Consider the following 23,677-nt stretch of genomic DNA (forward strand, 5'->3'; position numbering starts at 1 on the left):
CCTCGTCGTCACCGAGGACGTTGCTGTCCACGGCGGGGATGCCGTCGCGACGGTCGGCGCGAGAGGCAGAGGGAACGCCGCCGGTGCGGGAATCATCGCCCGTCTCCAAGATCTTCTGAAGGACGTGTGCGCAGCCCTGTCCGGGGCAATCGCCGCCCGTAGCCCCGTAGCCCACGCACACGGCTCCTGTGCGAGCTCGTTCGAACCCGGAGATGAGGCAGTCGATGTCCAGTACGACTCTGACCTCGGGGTCGCTTCCCAGCGGCCTGGTCGCCCTCCCGAGCGTCTACCGGCCCCAGGCGGACACGCGTCTGCTCGCGGCGGCCCTGGCCCGGGAGGAGGTCGGACCCCTCACGGACGTCCTGGAGATCGGCACCGGGACCGGTGCGCTGGGCCTCAATGCCGCGCGCAGGGGCGCCGCAGTGACGGCGGTCGACGTCTCCTGGGCCGCGGTGGCGACGGCACGGGTGAACGCCCTGGTCCGCCGACTGCCCTTGCGTACCCTGCACGGCGACTTCGCGGCGCGGACGAAGGGGCGACGCTTCGATCTGGTCGTGTCCAACCCGCCGTACGTGCCGGCTCCACAGGCCCGGTTGCCCCTGCGAGGTCCGCAGCGGGCGTGGGACGCCGGCCCTGACGGGCGCCTCGTGATCGACCGTATCTGCGCGGCAGCGCCGACCTTGCTGCGCCCCGGTGGTGTCCTGCTCATGGTGCACTCGGGCATGTGCGGGGCGGAGACGACGGTGGGCCGGCTGACCGGCGAGGGGTTGTCCGCCGCGATCACCGCGCGGGCCTCCGTCCCGTGGGGACCGGTCCTGCGTTCACGGCGGGCGTGGCTGGAAAGGCGAGGACTGGCGAGTGAAGACGAGCAGCGAGAGGAACTGGTGGTCATCCGTGCCTGCAACCCCTGAGCCGAGCCGGACGCCCGCCCGGCAGGTGTTCGTGGACCCGCAGGGGCCTGTCCTTGTGGAAGGCCCCGTGGAGGTGGTCCTGGACGACGGGTCGGTCGCCCGCTCCGACCGTTTCGCCGTCGCCGTCTGTGCGTGCCGGCGCAGTCGCACATACCCCTGGTGCGACACCAGCCACCGCCGCCGCGGGCGAACCGACCCGCCGAAGGAGAGTGGGAAGCCCTGATGCCCCCCGCCAGTCGGAGCGCCTCGGTCGCCGCCCGACCGCCTCGCCTCGCGGAGGAGCGGGGCGAGCTGTCCCGTGCCGTGCTCCGGGCCCTGAGGTCGGGCGGTCCTCCCCGGTACGCAGCCGCGGCCGTGACCGGAGCCGATCCCTGGGGCGAGGACCTCCAGCTCGCCCTCTACCTCCTGTACGAGCTGCACTACCGGGGCTTCGAGGAAGTGGACGACGCCCGCGAGTGGGACCCCGACCTGCTGCGGCTGCGCCGGGCGGTGGAAGGACGATTCCTCGACGCATTGCGTGCGGAGCTCTCCGATGCGCCACGGACGGTCACGGATGCTCTGGGGCCTCTTCTCATCGAGCCAGTGGATCTCAGCGGTAGCCTCAGCCACCGCCTGGAGACCGACGGCGAACTGTGGCACCTGCGGGAGTACGCGGCGCTGCGCTCGCTGTACCACCTCAAAGAGGCCGACCCGCACGTGTGGGTGATTCCGCGGCTCACCGGACGGGCCAAAGCATCCATGGTCGCCATCGAGTACGACGAGTTCGGTGCCGGCCGCGCCGAGCGCATCCACGCCGGGCTCTTCGCAAACCTTTTGGACGATCTCGGCCTCGACTGCACCTACGGCCGGTATGTGGATCACGCACCGGCGCCGCTCCTGGCGACCGTGAACGTGATGTCCCTCTTCGGGCTGCATCGGGCCCTGCGAGGGGCCCTCGTCGGCCACTTCGCCTGCGTGGAGATCACGTCGTCACCCGGATCTCGGCGTTTGGCCAAGGCGATGCGCCGCTGTGAGGCGGGAGCCGCCGCAGAACACTTCTACGCCGAACACGTCGAAGCCGACGCCGTCCACGAACAGGTGGTGCGCCACGGCGTGGTCGGCGGACTGCTGGCCGAGGAACCTGCTCTGGAGGCCGACATCGCCTTCGGCTGCGCGGCGACGGTCCTGTTGGAGGACCGGCTCGCCGACCACATCCGCAAGGCGTGGGACCTGGGACACAGTGCACTGCGCCACCCGCTCGCGTGAGGTCTCCGACGGAACCGCCATGGCGCCGTCCTCCACAGCGCCGTCCTTGAGTGAACCGCCGGTGTGCGGGTCAGTCCGTGGCGAGGATGATCGCGTACACCAGGAAGAACAGGGCGAACAGGGCGGTCAGTGACCAGATGATCACCAAGGGGCCGGCAGCCCAGCCTCGCCGCGGCGGACGGTACGGGCCGGTGCCCGTGCTCGTGCCCGACTCGGCCGGCGGAGTCCCGGAGCCTGTGTCGTCGGTGGGGATGCGGGGATCGGGGGCGGGGTCGGGGTTACTGGGTCCCGTCATGACGGTCATCTCCGGCGGGTCGCGAGCGGGGGGACGGACGACGCTCATCGGATGAGGCTCGGCGCCTGGCGTCTGTCCACCACGGAGCCATGCAAAACGGTCCCTCCTCGCATGCGCCGCAAGCCGCGCGTGAGAGGCACGCGGTGCAGGGGGGGGCAGTCCGCGAGCCGGTCATCGGCAGGGGTTGAACGGCGAGTGATCATGAGGCCTCCGGGTAGGTGCCGACGGTGATCTCGGTGGGCGTGGAGGAGGAGTATCTGCTGGTGGATCCGGTGACGGCCGTCCCGGCCCCAGTGGTCAGGGAGGTGCGCCGCGTGGCGGGGCTCGGCCCCTTCGCCGAAGGGGCCGAGATCCAGGACGAGCTGCTGCAGGCCCAGATCGAGGTGGCCACGCCCGTGTGCCGGACCCTCGACGAAGTGGGTGGCCACTTGCTCCGCCTGCGCCACGCGGTCGCCGAGGCCGCCGAGGCCGGCGGCTGCCGGGTGGCTGCCACGGGGGCCGCTCCCCTGCACGGCGGCAAGCCCGTACCCGTGACCCCCACACCGCGCTACCTGCGAATGGAGGACGACGCCCGCCGGCTGGTGGACGAACAGCTGATCTGCGGGATGCACGTACATGTGGGGGTCCCCGACCCGGAGACGGGCGTGGCGGTGCTGAACCGCATCCGGGGGTGGCTGCCCACCCTGCTGGCGATGTCGGCCAACTCGCCCCTGTGGGACGGTCGGGACACCGGTTTCTCGAGCTGGCGCACCATCCTGTTCGGCCGGTGGCCTGTCAGCGGCCCTCCGCCGCACTTCCACGGGGTCCGCGACTACGAAGACCACCTCGATCGGCTGGTGGCATCGGGGGTGATCGCTGACCGCGGGCAGGTCTACTGGCAGTCACGGTTGTCCGATCGCTATCCCACCGTCGAGGTGCGCTGCCCAGACGTCCAGCTTCGTGCTGACGACGCCGTCATGTTCGCCGGTATCGTCCGGGGGCTGGTGGCCACGGCGATCGTGGAGGAGCAGAGGGGCATCCCCCTGCCGGTGTTGACGCCGGAACTGGCACACGCCGCGAACTGGTACGCAGCCCGGCACGGCCTGAGCGGCAACCTGCTGGATCCCCGCGGCCGCCCCCATCCCAGCGGAGACGTGCTGTACGCCCTGCTGCGGCACATCACACCCGCCCTCGAGGAGGCGGGTGATCTTCAGGAGGTGGGCGGCCTCGTCCATCGGCTCCTGGAGCACGGCACGCCCGCCGAGCGCCAGCGTCGCGCCCTGGACGAGGCGGGCCTGCCGGGGCTGATCGACCTGGTGACCGGGGCCGGCGGGTCCGCATGACCAGCGTGGCCGACGACGCCCGGCGGGCAGGCCGCCTATGGAATCGGCGTTGCGGGACCGCGTCGAGTCGCTCGGCGCGCGTGCCGGTCAGGGCCCCGAGCGCCCCCGGGACTGCGCTGCGCAGCTGCTCCGCTCCATCAGGGGCACACGGACCCATCGGGTGAGCCCGGCGAAGACACCCGCTGCTGGCGTCGAACCCTCCGGTGGCGGTCCGGACGTGGTGTTCGTCGTCGCCCCCGAGGTGCGGGAAGAGGCGCGTGCGCTCAGAGTCGAGAGCGGCCCGGTGAAAGTCTCGCCTCAGGCTTGGGCGCGGTGCGCTGCAGAAGAAGGATGAGGAGACCTCGTGGGACGTGAGAACGACAAGCGCGAGACATGGGACAGCTTCCGCGAGCTGGTCAACATGCCGCCGGCGGAGCTGGAGCGCTGGCTCGACACCAGTACGTCGAAGGACGCCGGCGAGCACAAGGGGGGCCATGAGTCGACCGGCCACGCCTCTGGCCGCCACATCGTCGAAATCCTGCGCAAGACGAAGAGCGATCTGACCGACGCGGACTATCAGCACATGGCGAAGGTCAACGGCTACGTCCGCCGCCATCTGGCACAGCGGCCTTCCGGCGATGTACGGGACACCACCTGGCGCCACTCGCTCATGAACTGGGGGCACGACCCCCTTGCCGATTGAGACGTGCCCTCGCCGCTCATGGGCGCGCTCCTGTCCGGCTGACGACGGCGGTAGGCGAACAGGACGGGAGCCCTGCATCGACCGGGCCCCTGTCTTGCGTACGGGGAACAGGCACTGCCCCTGGGGGAAGACGGCGGTTTCTCGCCCCGCCGGTGGTACGGCTGTCCAGTGGCAGGGCGGTCGGGTCCCAGCGGGGTGGTGGGGCTACTCGTCGCCCTTGGCGACGACGTCGCCGACGGTCGCGGCGAGCGCCGTCAGCAGAGCGTCGGCGTCCTTGCGGGTCACCTCGGCGCGGTCGGCCGGGGCGGCGCTCAGCTCACTGCGGTTCATGGGTGGAGCACTCCGCATCTGTGGGCCCTCCCGCCCGTAACGCGGCTCGGCCACCACGCCGGAGGAACCCGGTGCGTGTGCGCCGGGCCTCGATGCGCGGCAGGGGCGGTGGCCAGGGTCTGTCGGCTGGGCCGTTCGGAGCCCGGGGAGTACCGCTGCGGATGACCTTTGGGGCCGCAGGCACAGGGGCGGGCAATGATGGAGGCATGTCTGATCGTGAGGACTTCCTTGAGTGGGTCAGAACCTCGCTGTACGAGGCGGAGGTCGCGCTGCACCAGGGGGATGCCGCTCCTCGGTGTGCGCTGTGGTCGCGTGCCGAGCCTGTGAGTGTCCTGGGGGCCTGGCGCAACGCCGTGGGGCGTGAGGAAGTGCAGGCCCTCTTCAGTAGCCTCGCGGAGGCCTTCTCCGACTGCACCTCGTACGCGTGTGAGCTGTTGGCCTACGACGTCCGTGGCGACATGGCCTACACCGTGGGTCTGGAACACACTTCCGCCTCCGTGAACGGGCAGCCCCGGACGTACACGCTGCGTGCCACGCAGGTGTACCGCCGGGAGGACGGCTTCTGGCGCGTCGCCCACCGGCATGGCGACACGGTGGGCGACTAGGCCGATCAGCCCGGCCTGCTGGGCGATGGTGCGGCCGCCCGTCACGTGGTGGCGGTCGCCTTGCTACCGGCTGGTGAGCAGGTGCGGCGACAGGGTTTTGATCATGGTGTTGGTCCAGCGCATCTGTCGCAGCGTCTGGGGGTGGCAGGAGGAGGCGAGGGCCAGGAGGCGGGTGTCCTTGGATGCCTGGGCGGCCTGGGCGAGCATCTCCCAGTGCAGGGAGTTGTACGCCGCCGCCAGATGGGTGTCGCGCAGGTCTTGGAGGAGGAGCAGGCCGGGTTCGGGGGGACTGCCGGTCGAGTCCGGGGCTTTCTTCCCGTGCGTGGTGCGCAGGCCTTCGGACGCCTTGGGCGGGTCGTCAAGGGTGAGGTCGTAGTGGGTGGCGATGTCGGCCAGGGCTTGGAGGTGTTCTCGTGACCAGGCGGCGATGTCGGTGGCCACGTGGTGGACCTCGTGTTCGGCGCGGTGGCGCTCGGAGAGGGTCATGAGGTGATGGACGAGGTCGCGTTCGCCTTGGTGGAGGGCGCTCAGGGTGTGCTGGATGCCGTTCACCGGTCGACCTCCTTGGTGTGCCGCGCGGGGTGGGGCGTCTGGGTGACGTGCGCGGCGGGCCCGCCGGTGGTGGCGGGTACGTGGTGAGGGATCGTGGGCGCGGAGGCGGCGGTGGTGGGTGCCGGTGAGGGAGTTCCGTCGCCGTGTGCGACGCGGGTGAGGGCGGCTGCGGCGGTCTTGAACATCGGCTGTTTGGAGGCGGGATCCCAGTCGGTGATCGTGGTCTCGTTGGCCGCGCGGCCCGCCGTGCCGGCGTCTGGACCGGATCCGGCGGGGGTGTCGCAGTAGCCGTAGTGGAAGGGCACGAAGAGCACTCCGGGGCGCAGGTCGGTGACGCGCAGCCGTCCCCGCAGTGCGCCGCGACGGGTGGTGACCTCGACCAGGTCTCCTTCGCCGATCCCGGTCCGCTCCGCGTCCTGTGCGGAGATCTCGACCCACACGTCGGGGGCTGCTGTGTTCAGTTGGCGTGAGCGGCCGGTCTTGGTACGGGTGTGGAAGTGGTAGATGGTGCGGCCGGTGGTGAGCTGGAAGGGGTAGTCCTCGCTCGGTTCCTCGTGCGGGGGGAGGTACTCGGCGGCCTTGATCATGGCTTTGCCGTCGGGGTTGAGGGATCGGTACGCCACGGCGTCCTCGCCCGCGCCGGTGACCAGGTCCTTGCCGTAGGTCTCGCAGGCATCGGGGTGTGCCCAGGTGATGCCGTCGGTGTAGAGGCGCCGGGTGCCTCGTGGCGCTTGGTCGTTGACGGGCCACTGGATGCCGCTGCCGCCGCGCAGCATGTCGTAGGACAGGCCGGTGTAGTCGCACGGACGGCCTGCGCTGCAGCGTTTCCATGCCTCGAAGGCGCTTTCCGGGTCGTGCCAGGTGATCAGCGGTGCGTCGTCCTTGTCGCGGAAGTCCATCCGGCGGGCGTAGTCGAGGAGGATGTCGAGGTCGGGCCTGGCCTCGCCGGGCGGCTCCACGGCCTTGTCCGTGAGGTGCACGGTGCGGTCGGCGTTGGTGAAGGTGCCGGTCTTCTCCCCCCAGGTCGCCGCCGGCAGCACCACGTCCGCGAGCTGGGCGGTTTCGGTCAGGAACAGGTCCTGCACCACTGTGAAGAGCCGCTCTTGCGACAGGATGGAGCGGACGCGGGCCAGCTCGGGCAGGGAGACCGCGGGGTTGGTTCCACTGATCCAGAGCATGCGCAGCGTGCCCTGTTCGGCGTAGCGGAACATCTGCAGCGCGTGGGTGGGCGGCGCGTAGTGGGGAATGGTGGTGGGGTCGACGTTCCAGACTTTCGCGAGGTCGGCGACGTGTGCGTCGTTCTGCCAGTTGCGGAAGCCGGGCAGGTCGCCGTTGGCGCCGCATTCGCGGGTGTTCTGGGCGGTGGGCTGTCCGTTCATCTGCAGTACCCCGGCGCCCGGCTTGCCGAGCATGCCTCGGAGCAGGTGCAGGTTGTTGACCTGGACGGCGGCCGCGGTGGCCTGGTGGGACTGGTAGATGCCCTGCAGCACGGTGGACAGCAGGCGGTCGGCGGTGCCCAGGAGTTCGGCAGCTTCGACGATCCGGGCTGCCGGCACGTCGCAGATGCCCGACGCCCATGCGGGTGTGCAGGTCGCGACCCGGTCCGCGAGTTCCTCGTAGCCGACCGTGTGGGCCTGGAGGTAGTCGTGGTCGACGCGGTCGGTGCGGATGATCTCGTGCAGGAGGGCGTTGAGCAGGGCGACGTTCGTGCCGATACGGGGAGCGAGATGCACGGCGGCCCTGCGGGCCACCGGGGTGGGCCGGGGGTCGACGCACAGCAGGCGGGGCGGGTCGGTTCCCTCCAGCCGGTCCAGGACGCGCATCCACTGCACAGGCTGCGTCTCGGCGATGTTGTGGCCGAAGAGCGCGATGACGTCGGCGTGGTCGATGTCGTCGTAGCTACCGGGCTGCCCGTCGCAGCCGAAGGACTCCTTCAGTGCCTCGGCCGCCGTCGAGGTGCACAGGCGCGTGTTGCCGTCCAGGTGGTTGGTTCCGATGCCGGCCCGGGCCAGTACCGCGAGGGTGTAGTACTCCTCCAGGAACAGCTGCCCGCTGGTGTAGAAGCCGAGGGCTCCTGGGCCCTGCTCGGCCAGGAGTTTGCGGGAGTGGGGCACGACGCGGTCCATCGCGGTGTCCCAGTCGGTTTCCACCAGGCGTCCGCCCTCGCGGACCAGCGGACGGGTCAGCCGGTCGGGTGAGGCGTTGGCCTGCCAGCCGAAGAGGTCCTTGGGGCCGAGCCTGCCGCGGTTGACCCGGTCGACGGCCCTCCCCCGCACCCCGGCCATCCGGCCGTCGATCACTGCGATGTCCATGGCGTCCCCGTCGGAGTGCAGGATCGACGCCGCTTGCACCCACCGCTGCACCATGCCTGGCTCCACGCCCTCGGCAAGGAAGGTGTCCACCCGGGCCGCCCACGGCTCGTGACGTCCGTGAGGCACCCGGCCGCCCCAGGGATCGGCGATCCGGTCCACCGAAGACTCCATCATGATCTCCTTGCCCGCTCTTCGACGGCTCTCCCTGTACGCCTCAACCGCAGTGGCTGTGCGGTCTTCGACCACACTCAGCCCCTTCCCCGCCTTGGAATCGCCAGTCATCCGGTTGCGGCAGCGACCGTCTCGTCGAGATCCGGGCGGCGGCCGTAGGGGCGCGAGCGCCCTTCGTTGCGGGGATGAGGGGGCCTGCCGCTCTGGTTGCGAGCAGGGCCGAGCAGTTTGTGGCCGATGTGGTGCGCTGTCGCTGCCCCGGCTGGAGAGCATTGCGCCCGTCTCCTCCGATGACGCGCGCCGGTGCACGGCGGCGTCACGGCCAGGCTCACCGCTGGTGCGGGACTCGCCGGGCGGTCGGCCGCGGGCGGAAACCCGCATCCGGCCACATGATGGAGTCACCGCAGATCGCAACGGAGGCTGATGGATGATCGAGATCGCCGACGTCCGGGAGTGGCGTGAGCACGATGTCCTCGACAGTGACGGCAAGAAGATCGGCACGCTTGAGTCGGTCTACGTGGACACCGCCACGGACGAACCGTCGTTCGCGACGGTCACGGTCGGGCTGCCCACCCGGCACCGGCTGGTCTTCGTGCCCATCGCCGACGCCACGGTCGGTCCGGGCTATCTCAAGGTCCCCTTCGGCAAGTCCCTGGTGAAGGACGCTCCCGCCATCGACACCGACGGGGTGCTGCCGGCCGAGGAGGAACCACAGGTCTTTGCGCACTACCAGCTGGAATACCAGCCTGGCGCCGGCGGCGAGCGACGCCTGGCCAGGCGCTGAACCGTGGAGAGAAGCCGTGATGGTCTTCGTCCTGCTGCTCGTCATCGCCGCGATCGTCCTCGGCATCGTGGGCGCGGTCGCTGATGGGCTCTTCTACCTCCTGGTCATCGGCGTCGTCGTCTTCGTCGTCGCGCTGGCCTTGGGAACTGCACGGTTGAGGCGGGCTGGACGGCGCCCGGTCCGCTAGCCACCCGGTCAGCGGCCGGGATCGCTGTCGAGCCCCGCGGCTTGCCGGTCTGCTGTGCGGGCTCGTGCTTTCGCTTGGTGCAGTGCGGTCAGGTGGGCGAAGGCGATGACGTTGGCGTCGTAGCCGTGTTTCTTGTCGAAGCGGCCGCCGCAGGTAATAAGTCTGAGTTCGGCACGGCCGGTGGATCCGTAGACCTTGCGGTCGGGGAAGGTGTTTTTGGCGTAGGTGCTCACCTCGTCGACGGTGAAGACGGCGGCGGTGCGGTCGGCGCGTGTGACTTTCACGGTGTCGCCGCGGTGAAGGACCTTGAGGTTGAGGAAGACAGCGGGTCCGGTCGGGGTGTCGCGGTGACCGACGAGGACGGCTGTGCCCTTTTCGCCGGGGGCCGGTCCGGCTTGGTGCCAGCCCGCCGTCATCGGCTTGTCCAGCGGTGGGGCGCCGAGTCGTCCCCGGCTGTCGAGGCGCAAAGGGATGAGGGGGGCTTCCACGAAGAGGGCGGGGATGGCGACCCTCACCGGCCGTGAGCGCGACAGCGGCGCATGCGCGGCCGGCAAGGAGGCCGGCTGGGGGCCGCCGCCTGCGGCGTCGTCCGCACGGACGGCCCCGGCGACGGCGGCTGAGGAACCGGGTTCCTCATCTGAGGAGCAGGCCGACACCATGCCCGTCAGGGACGCGAACGTCACTGACAGGGTCATGGTGAGTCGGCATGCGCGACTGGGTCCCCGCCGCCGCCGTGAGGGATGCTGCTGCCTAGGCCTCATTGCGGGCTCGGCGCACCGCGGACCGGCGGACCACGACCAGCGCCGCGATGCCCAGGGCGCCGGCGGTCAGCGCGGCACCCGTGCCGAAGGAGGAGTCGCCCTCGGCGCTGAGCGTCTGCATGTCCGGGACACCGCCGCCGCCGGCCGGAACGGCGCCGGAGGGCTGCTGGTAGCCCGAGCCTGCGTTGATCTCCGTGGCGGGGCGGCTGTTCGGACGGTCCGGACGGCTCCCGCTCTGGCCCGCGGCACGGCCATCACAGTCGATCTTGAAGGTTCTGTTCTTCGGTCCGGACGGGACCGTCCACACCAGCTGGTAGGTGCCTTCCGGCAGGAGGTAGCGCTCGCTGCGGGCCGCGCCGTTGACCAGCGGCAGCGTGCTGACCAGGGTGTCACCCGGCGGTACGGTCGGCGGCTGCTCGGTGATCGTCCAGGGGACCGCCGGGAAGGACTCGAAGTTGCTCGCCACCAGCGTGAACGCGCAGACCTCGACCCCGTCCTGGCCGCGTGAATGCCAGCCCGCGGAACGGACGTTGAGGTCACCGCTGTCACCGGGAGCGGCGTGGGCGGCCGGGGCGCCGATGAGGGCGACGCCGGCGATGGCGGCAGCCGCGGCCGCGGTGGCACCAGCACGGATGCCGGTCAGACGCAGAGGGCAGGAGCCTCCCGGACAGCCGAGGCCCTGCGAGGGCCGTGTCGGCGAGGAGCGACCGCAGCGACTTCCGGGAGGCCGCCGCGCGCCCCTCGGGCGTCTGCCACCGGCTCGATGCCCTCGCGCCACGCCACCACCGCGGCCGTGAGCTGGTCACCCCTGAACCACTCCCCCAGGGTGGCGGCCCCAGGCTGGGACCAGTGAGCAGCCGGAGCTTGGGCCGGTCTGGGCTGGATGCCCGCTTCCAGGAAAATTCCTTCTTCGCGGCATGGGGCCGGCGAGGCAGGCTGCCTGCGGGTGGCTGTGGCCAGGGCAGCCGGGAGCGCGTCGTATCGCGGAATCGCAGCCGCGTGAGTGATGCTGGGCTCCTCCAGTTCTCTTGTGCATTACTGGACTGAGGGCGGCCCCGGTTTCGACGAGACAGGGGCCGCCCTTGCTGCTGTCACGCGACCGGCCGGCCACGCAGGCCCGTTCGCGTCCGGCGGGGCGCGCCGGCCCTCTCACTCTGCGGCGCGGGACCGGCTACGGCGTGAGGATCGTCTTGGACCTGGTCGGCCGACTCTCTGCTGACGGGCCCATGGCCTCCGGATGGGCCGCCAGTAAGGGGGCAGAGGCTCAGCATGAATGACGTAGAAGAGAAGAAACCAGGCGAAATCGTCACGCAGAGTGGCATCTACGCGTGTGATTGTGGCCGGGAGCACGTGTGGAGCAAGAGCACCGATGTCCGCGGGCATCGGTTCCCTCCCCTGCCCTACGACTGCACGGGCCAGGCATGGGTCCTGCGCACACAGGCGCATCCGGACGAGGACTGAGGGCGGCTGTGCGGCTGCGGACCAGCGACCCCCACGCGCCGGGGTGGCGTCGCGTGCGCCACGGCCGCGGGTTCCGCTACCTCGGCGGGGACGGGCAGTCTCTGTCTCCCGCCGATCGTGACCGGGTGCGTGCTCTGGTGATCCCGCCGGCCTGGCAGGACGTCTGGATCTGTCCCTGGCCGAACGGCCATATCCAGGCGGTGGGGACGGACGCCGCCGGACGGCGCCAGTACCTCTACCACCCCCATTTCCGCGAGCAGCAGGACGCCGCCAAGCACGAGCACGTGCAGCGCGTCGCCCGTTCCCTGCCCCGCTTGCGGGACCAGGTGGCCATCGACATCGACGGGCGCGGACTGACACGGACCCGCGTCCTGGCGTGTCTGACGCGCCTGCTGGATCTGGGTTTCCTCCGTATCGGCGGAGAGACTTACGCTCGCGACAACGGCAGTTTCGGCCTGACGACTCTGCTTCGCGAACACGCTGCCTGCCGAGGCGGTGAAATCCGCCTTCACTTCCCCGCCAAATCCGGCAAGGACATGACGCGTGTCCTCGTGGACGCACCAGCGCACGCGGTGATCCGTGCCCAGCTCCGGCGCAGAGACGAGGGCCCACGGCTGTTCATGTACTGGGAGCGCGCAGCGTGGCACGAGTTGCATGGCGACGACCTCAATGCCTACCTGCAAGACCGGTCGGGACAGGACGTGACCGCGAAGGACTTCCGGACGTGGTCCGCCACCGTCCTGGCCGCGGTCGCCCTGGCGGTCTCCGACGGCACCACCGATGCCTCCCCCGCCCGTCGCGCCAGGGTCGTCTCCCGTGCCGTGCGCGAGGTCAGCGGGTACCTGGGCAACACCCCGGCCGTGTGCCGGGCGTCCTACATCGACCCGCGCGTCATCGAGCTCTACGAGCAAGGGGAGACCATCGCGGCCGCCCTGGGCAAGCTGGGCGAGGAAGGCGTTCTCGGCCGCCCGGCCACCCACGGCCGCGTCGAACGTGCCGTTCTGCAACTTCTGCGATCGGCAGACAAGTAGCGCCTCACAGGCCCGCAGCGCGCCCGACTGGTGATCGTGCTCACGGGACCGCTCACCCGCTGAAGGAGTTCCACGCTTTCCTGCGGCGCTTGTTTCACCTTGATGGTCGGGCGCCCGGAGGCGATCGGGCCAGAGTCCGTGGCTTTGCAGAGGAGGCGTTTTCCGTCGTGAGCCTCGGGCAGGTGCTTGGCGATCCGTGGGAGCCGGGCGACGGAGCGTTCACCGCGCCCGCGCGAGGGGCAGTCGTCCCCCCGTTCCACCGGCTCCTTGGCCATCGGTCGCCGTCGACACGAGGTGCGACGGCGAGTTAGGAGCGATCATGAAAGCGGCAGTGTACGAAGGTCCGCGCACGGTGACGGTCAAGGACGTTCCGGATGCGCGGATCGAGCACCCCAATGACATCCTGGTCAAGATCACCACCACCAACATCTGTGGTTCCGACCTGCACATGTACGAGGGGCGGACCTCGTTCGAGACGGGCCGGGCGATGGGGCACGAGAACCTCGGCCAGGTCGTCGAGACCGGCAAGGCGGTCAGCAAGGTCCAGGTCGGGGACTGGGTGGTCCTGCCCTTCAACATCGCCTGCGGGTTCTGCAAGCAGTGCGAGCAGGGCCTGACGAACTACTGCCTGACCATGCAGCCCAAGGCAGACATGGCGGGCGCGGCCTACGGCTTCGCGGAGATGGGCCCGTACCAGGGCGGTCAGGCAGAACTGCTGCGGGTGCCCTACGGGGACTTCAACGCCCTGCGCCTGGGCGAGGACGCCGGCGAGCGTCAGCTCGACTACGTGATGCTGGCCGACATCTTCCCCACCGGCTACCACGCCACCGAGATGGCGGGCGTGAAGCCCGGCGACCAGACCATCGTCTACGGCGCCGGGCCGGTCGGCCTGATGGCCGCCTACTCGGCGCTCCTCAAGGGCGCCGGGCGGGTGTGGGTCGCCGACCACCAACCCGACCGGCTGCGGCTGGCGGAACAGATCGGCGCCATCCCCGTCAACACGGCCGAGCAGGACCCGGGAGAGGTCGTCAAGGAGGCCACCTTGGGGTTGGGGGCCGACAACGGCTGCGAGTGCGTCGGTTATCAGGCTCATGACCCGCAGGGTGAGGAGGACGCGAGTCTGACCATGAACGGGCTGATCGACGCCGTGCGGTTCACCGGCAGTCTCGGAGTTGTCGGAGTGTTCATCCCCGAGGACCCGGGCGGCGCCGAGGCCCAGGGCGAGCTCGCGGCCCAGGGCAGGATCCCGATCGACTTCGGCATGCTGTGGTTCAAGGGCCAGCACATCGGCACCGGCCAGGCCCCGGTCAAGCGCTACAACCGGGCCCTGCGCGACCTCATCGCCGGCGGGAAGGCCGAACCCAGTTTCCTCGTGTCCCACGAACTCGGCCTCGATGAGGCACCCGAGGCGTATGAACGCTTCGACAACCGCGACGACGGATGGACCAAAGTCGTTCTGCACCCCGGCGGATGACACAGGCCGTGGGCACTTGGGGTCTGTCACCGGGGAACGCACCAGGGGCCCGGCTGGGCCGGACCCCTGTGTGTTGGTAGCGGGGACAGGATTCGAACCCGCGACCTCTGGGTTATGAGCCCAGGGAGCTACCGAGCTGCTCCACCCCGCGTCGGTGGTCCCACCGTATACAGCAGGCGACGCGGGGTGCTGAGCATTCTGTCAGTGGATCAGCCGCGGACGATGTTCTCGGCCTGCGGACCCTTCTGGCCCTGCGTGACGTCGAAGGTGACCGCTTCGCCCTCGACGAGTTCGCGGAACCCGTTGCCGGAGATGTTGGAGTAATGGGCGAAGACGTCAGGGCCGCCGTCCTGGGCGATGAACCCGAAACCCTTCTCGGCGTTGAACCACTTCACGGTACCGCTGGCCATGCTTGTGTCCGTTCGATCTTGCCGGGTTTCCCGGCCTGTGTCGTGAGGAGCCTGCGCCTTGAGGAGCGGGCCCATGGTCCGTTCTACCCCACTGACGGCTCCGTCGTTTGATCATCCGCCCGTGAGTTCAAAGCAGCCCGGCAGAAGGGTCGCGGCGCTGCTCTTCATGAACGTAGGGCCTGCGGCGGAGCGCGGGAGCGCCGAGCTGACTGCCGGCGCGCCGCTCTTCTCGGGCCGGCGTCGGTCACGGCCGGCCGCTCCACAGGCTCAGAGCGGACAGGGCCGCCCAGGTCGAGGCGGGAGCCGCCACTGGGAGGCGCGCGTCTGTGGTCTCGAGCAGGGTGCCGAACAGGACCGCGTCGCCGGCGTCGGCTGCCCCTCGGCGCCACGTGGCGGAGCTCCGGACTTCCTCGCTGCCCGCGGTGAGCATGGCGATCCGATGAGTGTGTCGCGGACTCCGACAGTGCTGATCAGCAGTCTGGTCTGGCGGGGCACGTCTTCGGGGTCCAGGGGCAGCGGCACTGATGAGCGCGGTCGCGGCGCCGGGCAGGTGACGGGCATCGACGGGCTCACATCCTCTCCCTGCAGTGCGCTTGGGTTTTCCTTCATGCGGTCAGCCCGCCCCAGGGAGCCGGCCGAGGCACCACGTCTCGTGAGCTGCGGTGGAGGAGGCGTACGGGGGGTCTGTCACCGCGAGCGGGATACGCGATGCCCATGCGGGTAGCCGGACGACATGGACACCACGACCGAAACCACGCCCCTGCGTGCCGTCGCACTGGTCTGCACGCTCTCGCCGTCGCCGAAGGCCTCCAGCTCTCAGCTGCTGGCGGAGCAGACCATGGCCGCCCTGTCCGATCACGGCGTCACGGGGAAGGTGATCCGGATCGCCGACCACGACGTCAAGCCGGGCGTCGGAGTCGACATGGGAGACGGCGACGCCTGGCCGGAGATCCGCGACACGATCCTCGGGTGCGACATCCTGATCCTGTCCACACCGATCTGGCTCGGGCATCCCGCCAGCATCGCCCAGCGCGTCCTGGAACGGCTCGACGCCGAACTCGGCGAGAGTGACGACGAGGGCCGCCCGCTCACCTACGGCAAGGTCGCCGCCGTCTGCGTCGTCGGCAACGAGGACGGCGCCCACAAGGTCAGCGCCGACCTCTTCCAGGGCCTCAACGACGTCGGCTTCTCCCTCGCCCCCCACGCCGTCACCTACTGGGTCGGCGAAGCCATGCAGGGCACCGACTACCAGGACCTCGACAAGACCCCCGAGAAGACCGCCGCCACGACCAAGACCCTCGCCTCGAACACCGCACACCTCGCCCGCCGCCTCAAGGCAGCCGCCTACCCCCCGTCCGCCTGACCTCACCCCCTGCGCTGGAAGGAGGCTCCGATGCCTTCCCACGACCAAGCCCGTCTGACCGACCCGGTGTCGCTGTATCCCCGTCCGCCCTTTCCTAACCAGGACCAGGACCATCCCGGTTCGACCGAGGCCATGGATCCGCGCCCGGATCACGGTGAGGACTCCTACCAGGGGCGTGATCTGCTGCGCGGCCGCAAGGCGCTGGTCACCGGCGGGGACTCGGGCATCGGCAGGGCCGTCTGTCTGGCTTTCGCCCGGGAGGGCGCCGACGTCGTCTTCACGTATCTGCCCGAGGAGGCGGACGAGGCCGAGGAGACCGCCCGTCTCATCCGTGACGCCGGGCGCGCGGCGGTGGCGGTCGCCTGCGACATCCGCTACGAACGCGAGTGCACCGACCTCGTCGCCACGGCCGTCAGCGAGCTGGGCGGCCTCGACCTGCTCGTCAACAACGCCGCCTACCAGATGTCCCAGCCGGACGGGATCGAGGCGATCACCACCGAGCAGTTCGACCGGGTGATGAAGACAAACCTGTACGGGATGTTCTGGCTGACCAAGGCGGCGCTGGCCCACATGCCGCGCGGCGGCTCGGTGATCAACACCACTTCCGTGCAGGGCTATCAGCCCAGCCCGCATCTCCTGGACTACGCCATGACGAAGTCCGCGATCGTCTCCTTCACCCACAGCCTCGCCCAGATGCTCGCCGAGCGGGGCATCCGCGCCAACGCCGTGGCCCCCGGGCCGGTGTGGACGCCCCTGATCCCCGCGACGATGCCCGACGCGACGAAGTTCGGTGAGCAGTCGCCGCTAGGCAGGCCCGCGCAGCCGGCGGAGATGGCGCCCGCGTACGTGTTCCTCGCCTCCCACCAGGCGTCCTACATCACCGGTGAGATCGTCAACGCCACCGGCGGAACTCCCCTGCCGTGACGCCGGGCGACGCCCTGCGCCGGATCGCCTTTCTCCTCGAACGGCGTGGGGCCTCACCGTACCGGGTCCGTGCCCTCCACACCGCGGCCGATGCCGTGCCGGACCTGCCGCTGGGTCCGGTGGACGCCGCCCGGGCCGCACGCCTGCGCGCCGTGGGTCCGGTCACCGCCCAGGCGATCTCCCAGGCGTCCACCGGTGCCGTGCCGGACTACCTCGTCCACCTGGAGCCGCATCCGGGGCGAACGCCCGCGCCGCACGGGACCTCGCGGCCGCCGGCACCGAAGACCGCCATCCGACGGCTCCCTCGGCCAGGATGACGACCTGCTCGAACGGCTCGACATCGTCGCCGCATCCATGCCCTCCCCGCTCCGCTCGGAGACCGAGCCGATGGCCACCCGCTTGCTGGCCGCGGTGCGCAACCCCCGCACGGACGTCCTGGGACACGGCACGGGCCGGAGCGTCACCGGACGGGGCGCCCGCCCTCCCGCTTCGACGCCGCCCCCTGCATGGTGTGCACGGTCGGGCGCGCAGGGTGGGCACCTCGCTGGGCCCGTGCCGCCCGCGTCCTGCGCAGGGGCTCTGGAGGCGCTCGCCGGCAACGTTGCGGGGCAGCGCTGCGACGAGCGGTCCCGGCGGGTGAGTCCCCCCTCGACGGCGGGCGGTGAACGCCTGCCGGTCCCCCGCTCGCCCCGTCCGGCAGGTCCGGGCTGGGCGGCTTCTCACGGAATCCTTGTCTGCTTCGCGTGGAATACGTCGTTATACGGGTACGTGCAGCGCGACCGTGGTTTCGCACGACGAGGAGGGTCACGTCATGCCTCGAGGATCCAGCGCCAAGCGTGAGCGCCAGTACGAGCACATCAAGGAGTCCGGGGAGAAGCGGGGGATGTCCGAGGGCCGGGCGAAGGAGATGGCTTCCCGGACGGTGAACAAGGAACGCGCGCGTTCGGGCGAGAGCAAGACCGCGAGCCGTAGTTCGACCCAGGGCAAGTCCGCCTCGCAGCGGGGTGGCGAGAAGTCAGGTGGCGGGGGCAGCTCGTCGGGTCGCACCAAGGACGACCTGTACCAGGAGGCGAAGCAGCGCGGCATCGAGGGCCGCTCCACGATGACCAAGCAGCAGCTCAAGAACGCCCTCGGCCACTGACCTGGGATCGGACTCTCAGGCCGGATTCCGTATCGCATTCAGGAGGATTTCCTGTGGCCGTCCGTCACCAGCTCGTCCGCCGTCCGCCCCGTTCCGTGTGGGCAGTCCTCGCCGATCCCACGCGGTACGGGGAGTGGGTGGTGGGCCCCTCGCAGTCCACGCCGCTCGATGCCACTTGGCCCGCAGCGGGATCCCGGTTGCGCTACACCATCCGGCTGGGCCCTTGGTCGGCCGAGGGTTCCACGACCGTACGTCACCAGGAGACCGGCAAAGAGCTGGAGCTGGAGGCGGCTTTCAAGTCTCTGGGCACGGCTCGGATCTTCCTCCAGCTGCGGCCATGGGGCGAGGAGACGCTCGTCGTGTGCGACGAGCACCCACTGCGCGGGCTGGGCGGCTCCCTGCACAACTCCGTGAGCGAGGGGCTCCTCCAGCTCCGACACCGAGGCATGCTGGCCCGCCTGGCCAGACTCGTCGAGCAGCAGCCCCGGGAGGTGCTCGATGCCTGACGCGGTGGTGATCGGCGCAGGCCCCAACGGACTGGTGGCCGCCAATCTCCTCGTCGATGCCGGGTGGAGCGTGGAGGTCCTGGAGGCGCAGGCGGAACCCGGCGGGGCCGTGCGCAGTGACCGCGGGGTGCACCCCGAGTATGTGTCGGACGTCTTCAGCGCCTTCTATCCGCTCGCCGCCGCTTCCCCGGTACTGGCCCGCCTGGACCTGGCCGCCGAGGGCCTGCGCTGGAGCCACGCCCCTGCCGTCCTGGCTCATCCCCTGCCCGACGGGCGGTGTGCGGTGCTGGAACGCCGGGTGGAGGACACCTGCGCGGGGCTGGCAGGGTTCGCCGGCGAGGACGGCGCAGCCTGGCTGGAGATGTACCGGGCATGGAGCCGGCTCGGGCCGGATCTCGTCCAGGCTCTGTTCACGCCCTTCCCCCCGGTGCGCTCCGGGGTGCGGCTGGCCGCGAAGGTCCGGGCGTCGGGAGGGCTGCGGCTGGCCAGGAAGCTGGCCCTGCCGGTGCGCCGTCTGGGCGAGGAGGAGTTCGCCGGCGAGGGCGGCCGGATCCTGCTCGCCGGGAACGCCCTGCACGCGGATCTGCCCCCCGAGGCGGCGGGCAGCGGCGGCTTCGGCTGGCTGATGTCGATGCTCGGGCAGAGCCACGGCTTCCCCGTCCCCGTGGGAGGGGCCGGCGCGCTCACCGCGGCGCTCACCCACCGGCTGCGGCGCCGCGGCGGCATCCTGCGCTGCGGCGAGCGCGTCGAGGCCGTCCTCCTGCGGTCCGGCACCGCGACCGGCGTCAGGACCACCGGCGGGGAAACCGTCGGGGCGCGCCGGGCCGTCCTGGCCGACACCTCTGCGCAGGCCCTGTACCGGGACCTGGTCGGCGAGGAGCATCTCCCCAGCCGTCTGGTGCGGGACCTGGATCGCTTCCAGTGGGACTTCGCGACCTTCAAGGTCGACTGGGCCCTGACCGGCCCGGTGCCGTGGACGGCGCCACAAGCGGCCGGCGCGGGGACCGTCCACCTCGCCCGCGGCCTCGACGCACTCACCCGCTTCGCGGCTCAGATCGCCGCCCGGCAGGTCCCCGACGAGCCGTTCACCCTCTTCGGGCAGATGACGACCGCCGATCCGAGCCGGTCACCGTCCGGCACCGAGTCGGCGTGGGCGTACACCCATCTTCCGCAGGACATCACCGCCGATGCCGGCCCCGACGGCATCACCGGCCGTTGGGACGACCGCGAGCAGCGGGCCATGGCCGACCGCGTCGAAGCCCAGGTGGAAGCCTTCGCACCGGGCTTCCGCGAACGGATCGCCGCCCGCCGCATCCTGGCCCCCACCACCTTGCAGGCTCTGGACGAGAACCTCCACAACGGCGCCATCAACAACGGCACCACCGCCCTGCACCAGCAGCTCGTCTTCCGGCCCACGCCCGGGACCGGCCGACCCGAGACACCTGTCAGACACCTGTACCTGGCCTCCGCAGCCGCGCACCCCGGCGGCGGCGTTCACGGCGCGCCCGGCGCCAACGCCGCCCGGGCCGCCCTGCGCTCCCACGGCTGGTCCCGCCTGCTCCACGACGCCCAGCGCGTATGACGCCGTGCCCCTGGGAGCACGAGGCCGTTGCCGCCAGGGGTGCGCCGCGCCACGTCGAGACCCGTGTCCGCCCGGATCGCGTGACGGCTCCCGGCGGACGTGGCTTAGGCCGGGCGGGCGGAATGCCGTGGCGTCGGCGGCCAAGGGCACCAGGCTCGCTGCGCAGGCCGGGGATCGTGGGTGATGGTGCCCGGCTGTACGTCGGGAGTACTGCCACTGCGAAGGGAGCCATGTGGACGCGCTCGTGTTGCTGCGCGATGACCACAAGGTCGTGGAGAAGCTGTTCAAGGGGTTCGAGAAGACCCAGGACGTCGATCTGGCGGAGCGGCGCAGCATCGCCGACGAGGTGATCGAGGAACTCACGGTCCATGCCTGGATCGAGGAGCAGGTTTTCTACCCGGCCGCACGCGAAGCCGCTCCCGACACGACCGATCACATCCTCGAAAGTATCGAGGAGCATCACGCAGTCGTGTGGATGCTGTCCGAGCTCAAGGACATGGACCCGGCCGACGAACGCTTCAAAGCCACGATGAACGTTTTGATGGAGAACGTCCGTCACCACGTGGAGGAGGAAGAAGAGGAGTGGTTCCCCGACGTCCGCAAGGCCATGGGCCGCAACCGCCTCACCGAGATCGGCCGGCAGCTCGAAACGCAGAAGGGCAAGGCGCCACGCGATCCGCTCGCGGTACCGAGCGCAGCGAACAGATGAGCACGGCCGAGTCGACCCGCCCGAATCGTGCAAGCTGGCGCCGTCGTCCGGCGCTGGCAGCACTGGCCGCGGCCGTGATGGTTCTCGTGCTGGGCGGGTGCGGGGCGTCCGAACCCCGGCTGGAAAGCGCGCGTCAGGCAGCCATCGCGTTCGAGGACACGCTCGCCCGCGCCGACTACAACGCAGCGTGCACGCTCCTGGCCCCGCAGACCCGACGCCAGCTGGAACAGGACAGTGACAAGCCTTGCGGGACGGCTCTGGCCGACGAGCACCTCCCGGCCGCGGACCCCGTCCGCACGACACAGGTGTACGGGCGCCAGGCGCTGCTGCGTCTGGAGGGGGACACGTTGTTCCTGTCGCAGTTCGACGAGGGGTGGATGGTCGTGGCGGCCGGCTGCGAACCGCAGCCGGGCAAGCCCTACCAGTGCATCGTGAAGGGCGGCTGAGATGCGCGTCCTGTTCGTCACCTGCCTCGTGGTCATCGTGGGCGGACTGGGTTACTTCACCGCCATCGGGGTGATGTACCGGTGAACCGTCCCCTCAACGAGCACCGCCGGCCACGCTTCTTGCACGACAACAGCCTCACCCTCGCCTTCGGAATCGCCTTCCTGCTGGTCCTCGCCGGCCAGGCCCTGGCCGGGCACGCCGAATTCAACGAGGCACTCGCCGTCGACGGCATGCAGCAGTTGACGCTCGGCGAGTACCTGATGTCGTCCGACTTCGCCGTCGACGTCACCGAGAACTGGCAGTCGGAGTTCCTGCAGTTCTCCCTCTACATCTTCGGAACCGTCTGGCTCCTGCAGCGTGGCTCCCCCGAATCCAAGGAACTCCACAAGGCAGGCACGGAAAGCGACCGCGAGCAGAAGGTCGGCGACCACGCCACGGCGCATTCCCCCCGCTGGGCGGGAACGAAGGACTGGCGCCAGCACCTCTACGCACGCTCCCTGGGCATCGTCATGGCATCGCTGTTCCTGCTGTCCTGGCTCGCCCAGTCCATCGCCGGCACCGCGGCCTACAACGAGCAGCAACTCCGTGAACTCCAGCCACCCATCTCCTGGCCCGCCTACCTGGCCTCGGCCGACTTCTGGAACCGGTCCTTGCAGAACTGGCAGTCCGAACTCCTGGCAGTTGCCGCCATGGCCATCCTCTCCGTCTACCTCCGTCAGCGCGGCTCCCCCGAGTCCAAACCTGTCGGAGCCGCGCACACCTCCACCGGAGTCGAAGGCTGAACCCCGTTGGCCCGAGGCATCCCGGCACGGCCGACCCACGCCGACCGACACCACCGCACCGCACTGCCGCCCTGCGGCACTGCGGCACTGCGGCACTGCGGCACTGCGGCACTGCGGCACTGCGGCACTGCGGCACGGAAACGCCCCCTGAGTACGTCCGGCCGCACCTGGGGCGAAGCCGCCACAGCCTGCCTATAGGGCCGCAAGAACGTGCCGGCCCACGATGACGGTCCGCGACAGACCGGTGGACGCTGGACCTGCCGGGTTCGGGCTCGCCGCCCACCAGACCTGATCTGGTACGACCGTACTTGGGGTGTGAACGCCCCCGGCGTCGGTGGTGAACGGCCCTCGGCGTCGGTGGTGAACGGCCTCGCCCTGGGTAGGCGCACGGCATGATCGCCCTCGAACAGCTCGCCGCCGAAGGCAGCGCCCCTCTCTTCCTCATTCTCGCCGGCGTCGTCGTAGCCGCCCTCCTCATCGGAGCGTTCTGGTTCGGCAGCAGGCGCAGCGCCCGGCGCAAAGCTCCCGCCCAGCCGCAGCAGCAGAACGCCGCAGCGCGGCAACGCGCACAGTCATGGCAGACCCCTGACCACGACCCCGACGAGGGCGACGTCCACCGCTGACATCCCAGGCCAATTACGTCATCGTCAGGCGGGCAGGCGCACTGCTTCCCCCTGCATGGTGACGAACCTGCCGTACTCCCTCCGACACCGGCTGCCCTCTCCGGGGCGCGTGTCCACCTGGAAACCGATGCCGACCCACCCGCATTCATCTCGCACAGGTCGGGCAGCCGCCCTGTGAATCGTCGAACGTTCCGGACGATTGGGCACGCCATGACTTCCACGCACAAGGTCATGCTCTGGACGCCGCTGCATCGGAGCGTCCGCCGTGCCCCGAGGTTGCGGCAGGCGGACGATGGCTCCTGCGCCCTGAGAGCAGTGTGAGGAGGCGATTCGATGTCGGACACGGCCCTCATCGTGATCGACATGCTGAACAGCTACGACCACGACGACGCTGACGCACTGGTCCCCTCCGTCCGCGACGCCCTGCCGTCCGTCCAGGAACTCCTCAAGCGTGCCCGGGGCGCCTCGCTCCCCGTCATCTACGTGAACGACAACTTCGGCCAATGGCGCTCCCACCACGGCGAGCTGATCGACGCCGCCCTTGCCGGGCACCATCCCGAACTCGTCGATCCCGTCGTGCCCGACCAAGACTCGCTCTTCATCGTCAAAGCCCGTCACTCGATCTTCTTCGAAACCCCCCTCCACTACCTTCTCGGGCAGCTGGGGGTCCAGCGTCTCGTGCTGTGCGGGCAGGTCACGGAGCAGTGCATCTTGTACTCAGCCCTGGACGCGCACATCCGTCACTTCGACGTCAGCGTGGTTCCTCAGGCCGTCGCGCACATCGATCCGGAGCTGGCGTGCGCTGCTCTGCGCATGATGGAGACCAACATGTCCACCACGCTCGTCCAGCTGGATGACCTCGCCCTCGACCAGGTCAGGCCGTAGCCAGCAGAACTTTTCTTCGCGTGTGCCGCTGAGGTAGAGGTTTACCGGGGTGATGCCGGCGCACACGAGAGCTAACACAGCCTTTACATGACGAAGTGGAGCGGCACTATGGGCATCATCGCGTGGATCCTCATCGGCCTGATCGCCGGAGCCATCGCCAAGGCCCTCATGCCGGGCAAGGA

The 23,677-nt window shown here is 70.1% G+C and carries 27 protein-coding genes, 1 tRNA gene and 2 pseudogenes; 22 read left to right on the top strand and 8 right to left on the bottom strand.

What is annotated here, in order from left to right:
- Positions 1–224: 224 nt before the first annotated feature.
- The 3 genes from ACZ60W_RS30015 to ACZ60W_RS30025 are packed head-to-tail and all read left to right on the top strand — an operon-like array spanning position 225 to position 2,156.
- Positions 225–911 (top strand): HemK2/MTQ2 family protein methyltransferase, encoded by a 687-nt coding sequence (locus tag ACZ60W_RS30015; RefSeq protein WP_469758527.1) that lies wholly within the window; start codon positions 225–227, stop codon positions 909–911.
- A gap of 31 nt (positions 912–942) precedes the next feature.
- Entirely contained in the window at positions 943–1,134 is a 192-nt protein-coding gene (locus tag ACZ60W_RS30020) for a CDGSH iron-sulfur domain-containing protein (RefSeq protein ID WP_469758555.1), read from the top strand.
- On the top strand, positions 1,134–2,156 hold the full coding sequence (locus ACZ60W_RS30025) for an iron-containing redox enzyme family protein (RefSeq protein WP_469758528.1): 1,023 nt from the start codon (positions 1,134–1,136) through the stop codon (positions 2,154–2,156). Before ACZ60W_RS30020 ends, ACZ60W_RS30025 begins: the two co-directional genes overlap by 1 nt.
- Before the next feature lie 70 nt (positions 2,157–2,226).
- On the opposite strand, the gene ACZ60W_RS30030 is transcribed toward ACZ60W_RS30025, so the two are convergent.
- A complete protein-coding gene (locus tag ACZ60W_RS30030; RefSeq protein WP_469758529.1) occupies positions 2,227–2,451 on the bottom strand; it encodes a DUF6480 family protein in 225 nt (74 codons plus the stop codon).
- Between the two features lie 227 nt (positions 2,452–2,678).
- Between ACZ60W_RS30030 and ACZ60W_RS30035 the strand changes: the two genes are divergently transcribed.
- Positions 2,679–3,773, top strand: a complete 1,095-nt coding sequence (locus tag ACZ60W_RS30035) for a carboxylate-amine ligase (protein WP_469758530.1) — start codon at positions 2,679–2,681, stop codon at positions 3,771–3,773.
- A 343-nt stretch (positions 3,774–4,116) separates the two neighbouring features.
- A complete protein-coding gene (locus ACZ60W_RS30040; RefSeq protein ID WP_469758531.1) occupies positions 4,117–4,455 on the top strand; it encodes a DUF3140 domain-containing protein in 339 nt (112 codons plus the stop codon).
- A gap of 207 nt (positions 4,456–4,662) precedes the next feature.
- Here the strand turns inward: ACZ60W_RS30040 and ACZ60W_RS30045 are convergent.
- Positions 4,663–4,785: pseudogene (locus ACZ60W_RS30045) on the bottom strand (HU family DNA-binding protein); the annotation flags it as partial.
- A 206-nt stretch (positions 4,786–4,991) separates the two neighbouring features.
- Here ACZ60W_RS30045 and ACZ60W_RS30050 point away from each other — a divergent pair.
- Entirely contained in the window at positions 4,992–5,390 is a 399-nt protein-coding gene (locus ACZ60W_RS30050; protein WP_469758532.1) for a YybH family protein, read from the top strand.
- 63 nt (positions 5,391–5,453) lie between these two features.
- Here ACZ60W_RS30050 and ACZ60W_RS30055 read toward each other — a convergent pair whose 3' ends face one another.
- Both ACZ60W_RS30055 and ACZ60W_RS30060 read right to left on the bottom strand, forming a co-directional pair.
- Positions 5,454–5,942: a hypothetical protein gene (locus ACZ60W_RS30055; RefSeq protein WP_469758533.1), complete on the bottom strand. Its 489-nt coding sequence runs from the start codon at positions 5,940–5,942 to the stop codon at positions 5,454–5,456.
- A complete protein-coding gene (locus ACZ60W_RS30060; RefSeq protein ID WP_469758534.1) occupies positions 5,939–8,425 on the bottom strand; it encodes a molybdopterin oxidoreductase family protein in 2,487 nt (828 codons plus the stop codon). Before ACZ60W_RS30060 ends, ACZ60W_RS30055 begins: the two co-directional genes overlap by 4 nt.
- 427 nt (positions 8,426–8,852) lie before the next feature.
- Between ACZ60W_RS30060 and ACZ60W_RS30065 the strand changes: the two genes are divergently transcribed.
- Both ACZ60W_RS30065 and ACZ60W_RS30070 read left to right on the top strand, forming a co-directional pair.
- The gene (locus tag ACZ60W_RS30065) at positions 8,853–9,209 is read left to right on the top strand and encodes a PRC-barrel domain-containing protein (protein WP_469758535.1); all 357 of its coding nucleotides are present in this window, start codon (positions 8,853–8,855) and stop codon (positions 9,207–9,209) included.
- Between the two features lie 16 nt (positions 9,210–9,225).
- A complete protein-coding gene (locus tag ACZ60W_RS30070) occupies positions 9,226–9,396 on the top strand; it encodes a hypothetical protein (RefSeq protein ID WP_469758558.1) in 171 nt (56 codons plus the stop codon).
- 8 nt (positions 9,397–9,404) lie between these two features.
- On the opposite strand, the gene ACZ60W_RS30075 is transcribed toward ACZ60W_RS30070, so the two are convergent.
- Both ACZ60W_RS30075 and ACZ60W_RS30080 read right to left on the bottom strand, forming a co-directional pair.
- The gene (locus ACZ60W_RS30075) at positions 9,405–10,091 is read right to left on the bottom strand and encodes a class F sortase (RefSeq protein ID WP_469758536.1); all 687 of its coding nucleotides are present in this window, start codon (positions 10,089–10,091) and stop codon (positions 9,405–9,407) included.
- Positions 10,092–10,146: 55 nt separating this feature from the next.
- Positions 10,147–10,806, bottom strand: coding sequence for a hypothetical protein (locus tag ACZ60W_RS30080; protein ID WP_469758556.1), 660 nt, complete (start codon positions 10,804–10,806; stop codon positions 10,147–10,149).
- An 820-nt stretch (positions 10,807–11,626) separates the two neighbouring features.
- Between ACZ60W_RS30080 and ACZ60W_RS30085 the strand changes: the two genes are divergently transcribed.
- On the top strand, positions 11,627–12,649 hold the full coding sequence (locus tag ACZ60W_RS30085) for a DNA topoisomerase IB (protein WP_469758537.1): 1,023 nt from the start codon (positions 11,627–11,629) through the stop codon (positions 12,647–12,649).
- A 319-nt stretch (positions 12,650–12,968) separates the two neighbouring features.
- Positions 12,969–14,123, top strand: a complete 1,155-nt coding sequence (locus ACZ60W_RS30090) for a glutathione-independent formaldehyde dehydrogenase (protein ID WP_469758538.1) — start codon at positions 12,969–12,971, stop codon at positions 14,121–14,123.
- A gap of 74 nt (positions 14,124–14,197) precedes the next feature.
- Here ACZ60W_RS30090 and ACZ60W_RS30095 read toward each other — a convergent pair.
- Together ACZ60W_RS30095 and ACZ60W_RS30100 are read right to left on the bottom strand one after the other, a co-directional pair.
- Positions 14,198–14,274: transfer RNA gene (locus ACZ60W_RS30095), tRNA-Met, on the bottom strand.
- Between the two features lie 58 nt (positions 14,275–14,332).
- Positions 14,333–14,533, bottom strand: coding sequence for a cold-shock protein (locus ACZ60W_RS30100; RefSeq protein WP_469758539.1), 201 nt, complete (start codon positions 14,531–14,533; stop codon positions 14,333–14,335).
- A 733-nt stretch (positions 14,534–15,266) separates the two neighbouring features.
- On the opposite strand from ACZ60W_RS30100, the gene ACZ60W_RS30105 reads away from it, so the two are divergent.
- From ACZ60W_RS30105 to ACZ60W_RS30160, 12 genes and pseudogenes are all read left to right on the top strand, one after another.
- Positions 15,267–15,896, top strand: a complete 630-nt coding sequence (locus ACZ60W_RS30105) for a flavodoxin family protein (protein WP_469758540.1) — start codon at positions 15,267–15,269, stop codon at positions 15,894–15,896.
- Positions 15,897–15,926: 30 nt separating this feature from the next.
- Positions 15,927–16,820, top strand: coding sequence for an SDR family oxidoreductase (locus ACZ60W_RS30110; RefSeq protein ID WP_469758541.1), 894 nt, complete (start codon positions 15,927–15,929; stop codon positions 16,818–16,820).
- Positions 16,817–17,137: a hypothetical protein gene (locus ACZ60W_RS30115; protein ID WP_469758542.1), complete on the top strand. Its 321-nt coding sequence runs from the start codon at positions 16,817–16,819 to the stop codon at positions 17,135–17,137. Before ACZ60W_RS30110 ends, ACZ60W_RS30115 begins: the two co-directional genes overlap by 4 nt.
- A 494-nt stretch (positions 17,138–17,631) precedes the next feature.
- Positions 17,632–17,961 carry a plasmid stabilization protein gene (locus ACZ60W_RS30120; protein ID WP_469758543.1) on the top strand — a complete coding sequence of 110 codons (330 nt, stop codon included), beginning with the start codon at positions 17,632–17,634 and terminating at the stop codon, positions 17,959–17,961.
- A gap of 197 nt (positions 17,962–18,158) precedes the next feature.
- Complete coding sequence (locus ACZ60W_RS30125; protein ID WP_469758544.1) at positions 18,159–18,467, top strand: hypothetical protein; 309 nt, start codon at positions 18,159–18,161, stop codon at positions 18,465–18,467.
- Positions 18,460–20,049, top strand: coding sequence for a phytoene desaturase family protein (locus ACZ60W_RS30130; protein ID WP_469758545.1), 1,590 nt, complete (start codon positions 18,460–18,462; stop codon positions 20,047–20,049). The genes ACZ60W_RS30125 and ACZ60W_RS30130 overlap by 8 nt, the downstream gene beginning before the upstream one ends.
- 232 nt (positions 20,050–20,281) lie before the next feature.
- Positions 20,282–20,758: a hemerythrin domain-containing protein gene (locus ACZ60W_RS30135; RefSeq protein WP_469758546.1), complete on the top strand. Its 477-nt coding sequence runs from the start codon at positions 20,282–20,284 to the stop codon at positions 20,756–20,758.
- Positions 20,755–21,204 carry a hypothetical protein gene (locus tag ACZ60W_RS30140; protein ID WP_469758547.1) on the top strand — a complete coding sequence of 150 codons (450 nt, stop codon included), beginning with the start codon at positions 20,755–20,757 and terminating at the stop codon, positions 21,202–21,204. Before ACZ60W_RS30135 ends, ACZ60W_RS30140 begins: the two co-directional genes overlap by 4 nt.
- A gap of 81 nt (positions 21,205–21,285) precedes the next feature.
- The gene (locus ACZ60W_RS30145) at positions 21,286–21,987 is read left to right on the top strand and encodes a DUF6766 family protein (protein WP_469758548.1); all 702 of its coding nucleotides are present in this window, start codon (positions 21,286–21,288) and stop codon (positions 21,985–21,987) included.
- 392 nt (positions 21,988–22,379) lie between these two features.
- On the top strand, positions 22,380–22,610 hold the full coding sequence (locus ACZ60W_RS30150; protein WP_469758549.1) for a DUF6479 family protein: 231 nt from the start codon (positions 22,380–22,382) through the stop codon (positions 22,608–22,610).
- A gap of 333 nt (positions 22,611–22,943) precedes the next feature.
- On the top strand, positions 22,944–23,495 hold the full coding sequence (locus ACZ60W_RS30155) for a cysteine hydrolase family protein (protein WP_469758550.1): 552 nt from the start codon (positions 22,944–22,946) through the stop codon (positions 23,493–23,495).
- A gap of 108 nt (positions 23,496–23,603) precedes the next feature.
- Positions 23,604–23,677 (top strand): annotated as a pseudogene (locus ACZ60W_RS30160) (GlsB/YeaQ/YmgE family stress response membrane protein); the annotation flags it as partial.

The organism is Streptomyces sp. NPDC104202, assembly GCF_055584185.1.

What these genes read in the sequence shown, in the direction of transcription:
- ACZ60W_RS30015 (WP_469758527.1), top strand. Translation starts at nt 225, where the DNA reads ATGTCCAGTACGACTCTGACCTCGGGGTCGCTTCCCAGCGGCCTGGTC.
- ACZ60W_RS30025 (WP_469758528.1), top strand. Translation starts at nt 1,134, where the DNA reads ATGCCCCCCGCCAGTCGGAGCGCCTCGGTCGCCGCCCGACCGCCTCGC.
- ACZ60W_RS30030 (WP_469758529.1), bottom strand. Translation starts at nt 2,451, where the DNA reads ATGACGGGACCCAGTAACCCCGACCCCGCCCCCGATCCCCGCATCCCC.
- ACZ60W_RS30050 (WP_469758532.1), top strand. Translation starts at nt 4,992, where the DNA reads ATGTCTGATCGTGAGGACTTCCTTGAGTGGGTCAGAACCTCGCTGTAC.
- ACZ60W_RS30060 (WP_469758534.1), bottom strand. Translation starts at nt 8,425, where the DNA reads ATGGAGTCTTCGGTGGACCGGATCGCCGATCCCTGGGGCGGCCGGGTG.
- ACZ60W_RS30065 (WP_469758535.1), top strand. Translation starts at nt 8,853, where the DNA reads ATGATCGAGATCGCCGACGTCCGGGAGTGGCGTGAGCACGATGTCCTC.
- ACZ60W_RS30075 (WP_469758536.1), bottom strand. Translation starts at nt 10,091, where the DNA reads ATGACCCTGTCAGTGACGTTCGCGTCCCTGACGGGCATGGTGTCGGCC.
- ACZ60W_RS30090 (WP_469758538.1), top strand. Translation starts at nt 12,969, where the DNA reads ATGAAAGCGGCAGTGTACGAAGGTCCGCGCACGGTGACGGTCAAGGAC.
- ACZ60W_RS30100 (WP_469758539.1), bottom strand. Translation starts at nt 14,533, where the DNA reads ATGGCCAGCGGTACCGTGAAGTGGTTCAACGCCGAGAAGGGTTTCGGG.
- ACZ60W_RS30105 (WP_469758540.1), top strand. Translation starts at nt 15,267, where the DNA reads ATGGACACCACGACCGAAACCACGCCCCTGCGTGCCGTCGCACTGGTC.
- ACZ60W_RS30110 (WP_469758541.1), top strand. Translation starts at nt 15,927, where the DNA reads ATGCCTTCCCACGACCAAGCCCGTCTGACCGACCCGGTGTCGCTGTAT.
- ACZ60W_RS30120 (WP_469758543.1), top strand. Translation starts at nt 17,632, where the DNA reads ATGCCTCGAGGATCCAGCGCCAAGCGTGAGCGCCAGTACGAGCACATC.
- ACZ60W_RS30130 (WP_469758545.1), top strand. Translation starts at nt 18,460, where the DNA reads ATGCCTGACGCGGTGGTGATCGGCGCAGGCCCCAACGGACTGGTGGCC.
- ACZ60W_RS30140 (WP_469758547.1), top strand. Translation starts at nt 20,755, where the DNA reads ATGAGCACGGCCGAGTCGACCCGCCCGAATCGTGCAAGCTGGCGCCGT.
- ACZ60W_RS30150 (WP_469758549.1), top strand. Translation starts at nt 22,380, where the DNA reads ATGATCGCCCTCGAACAGCTCGCCGCCGAAGGCAGCGCCCCTCTCTTC.
- ACZ60W_RS30155 (WP_469758550.1), top strand. Translation starts at nt 22,944, where the DNA reads ATGTCGGACACGGCCCTCATCGTGATCGACATGCTGAACAGCTACGAC.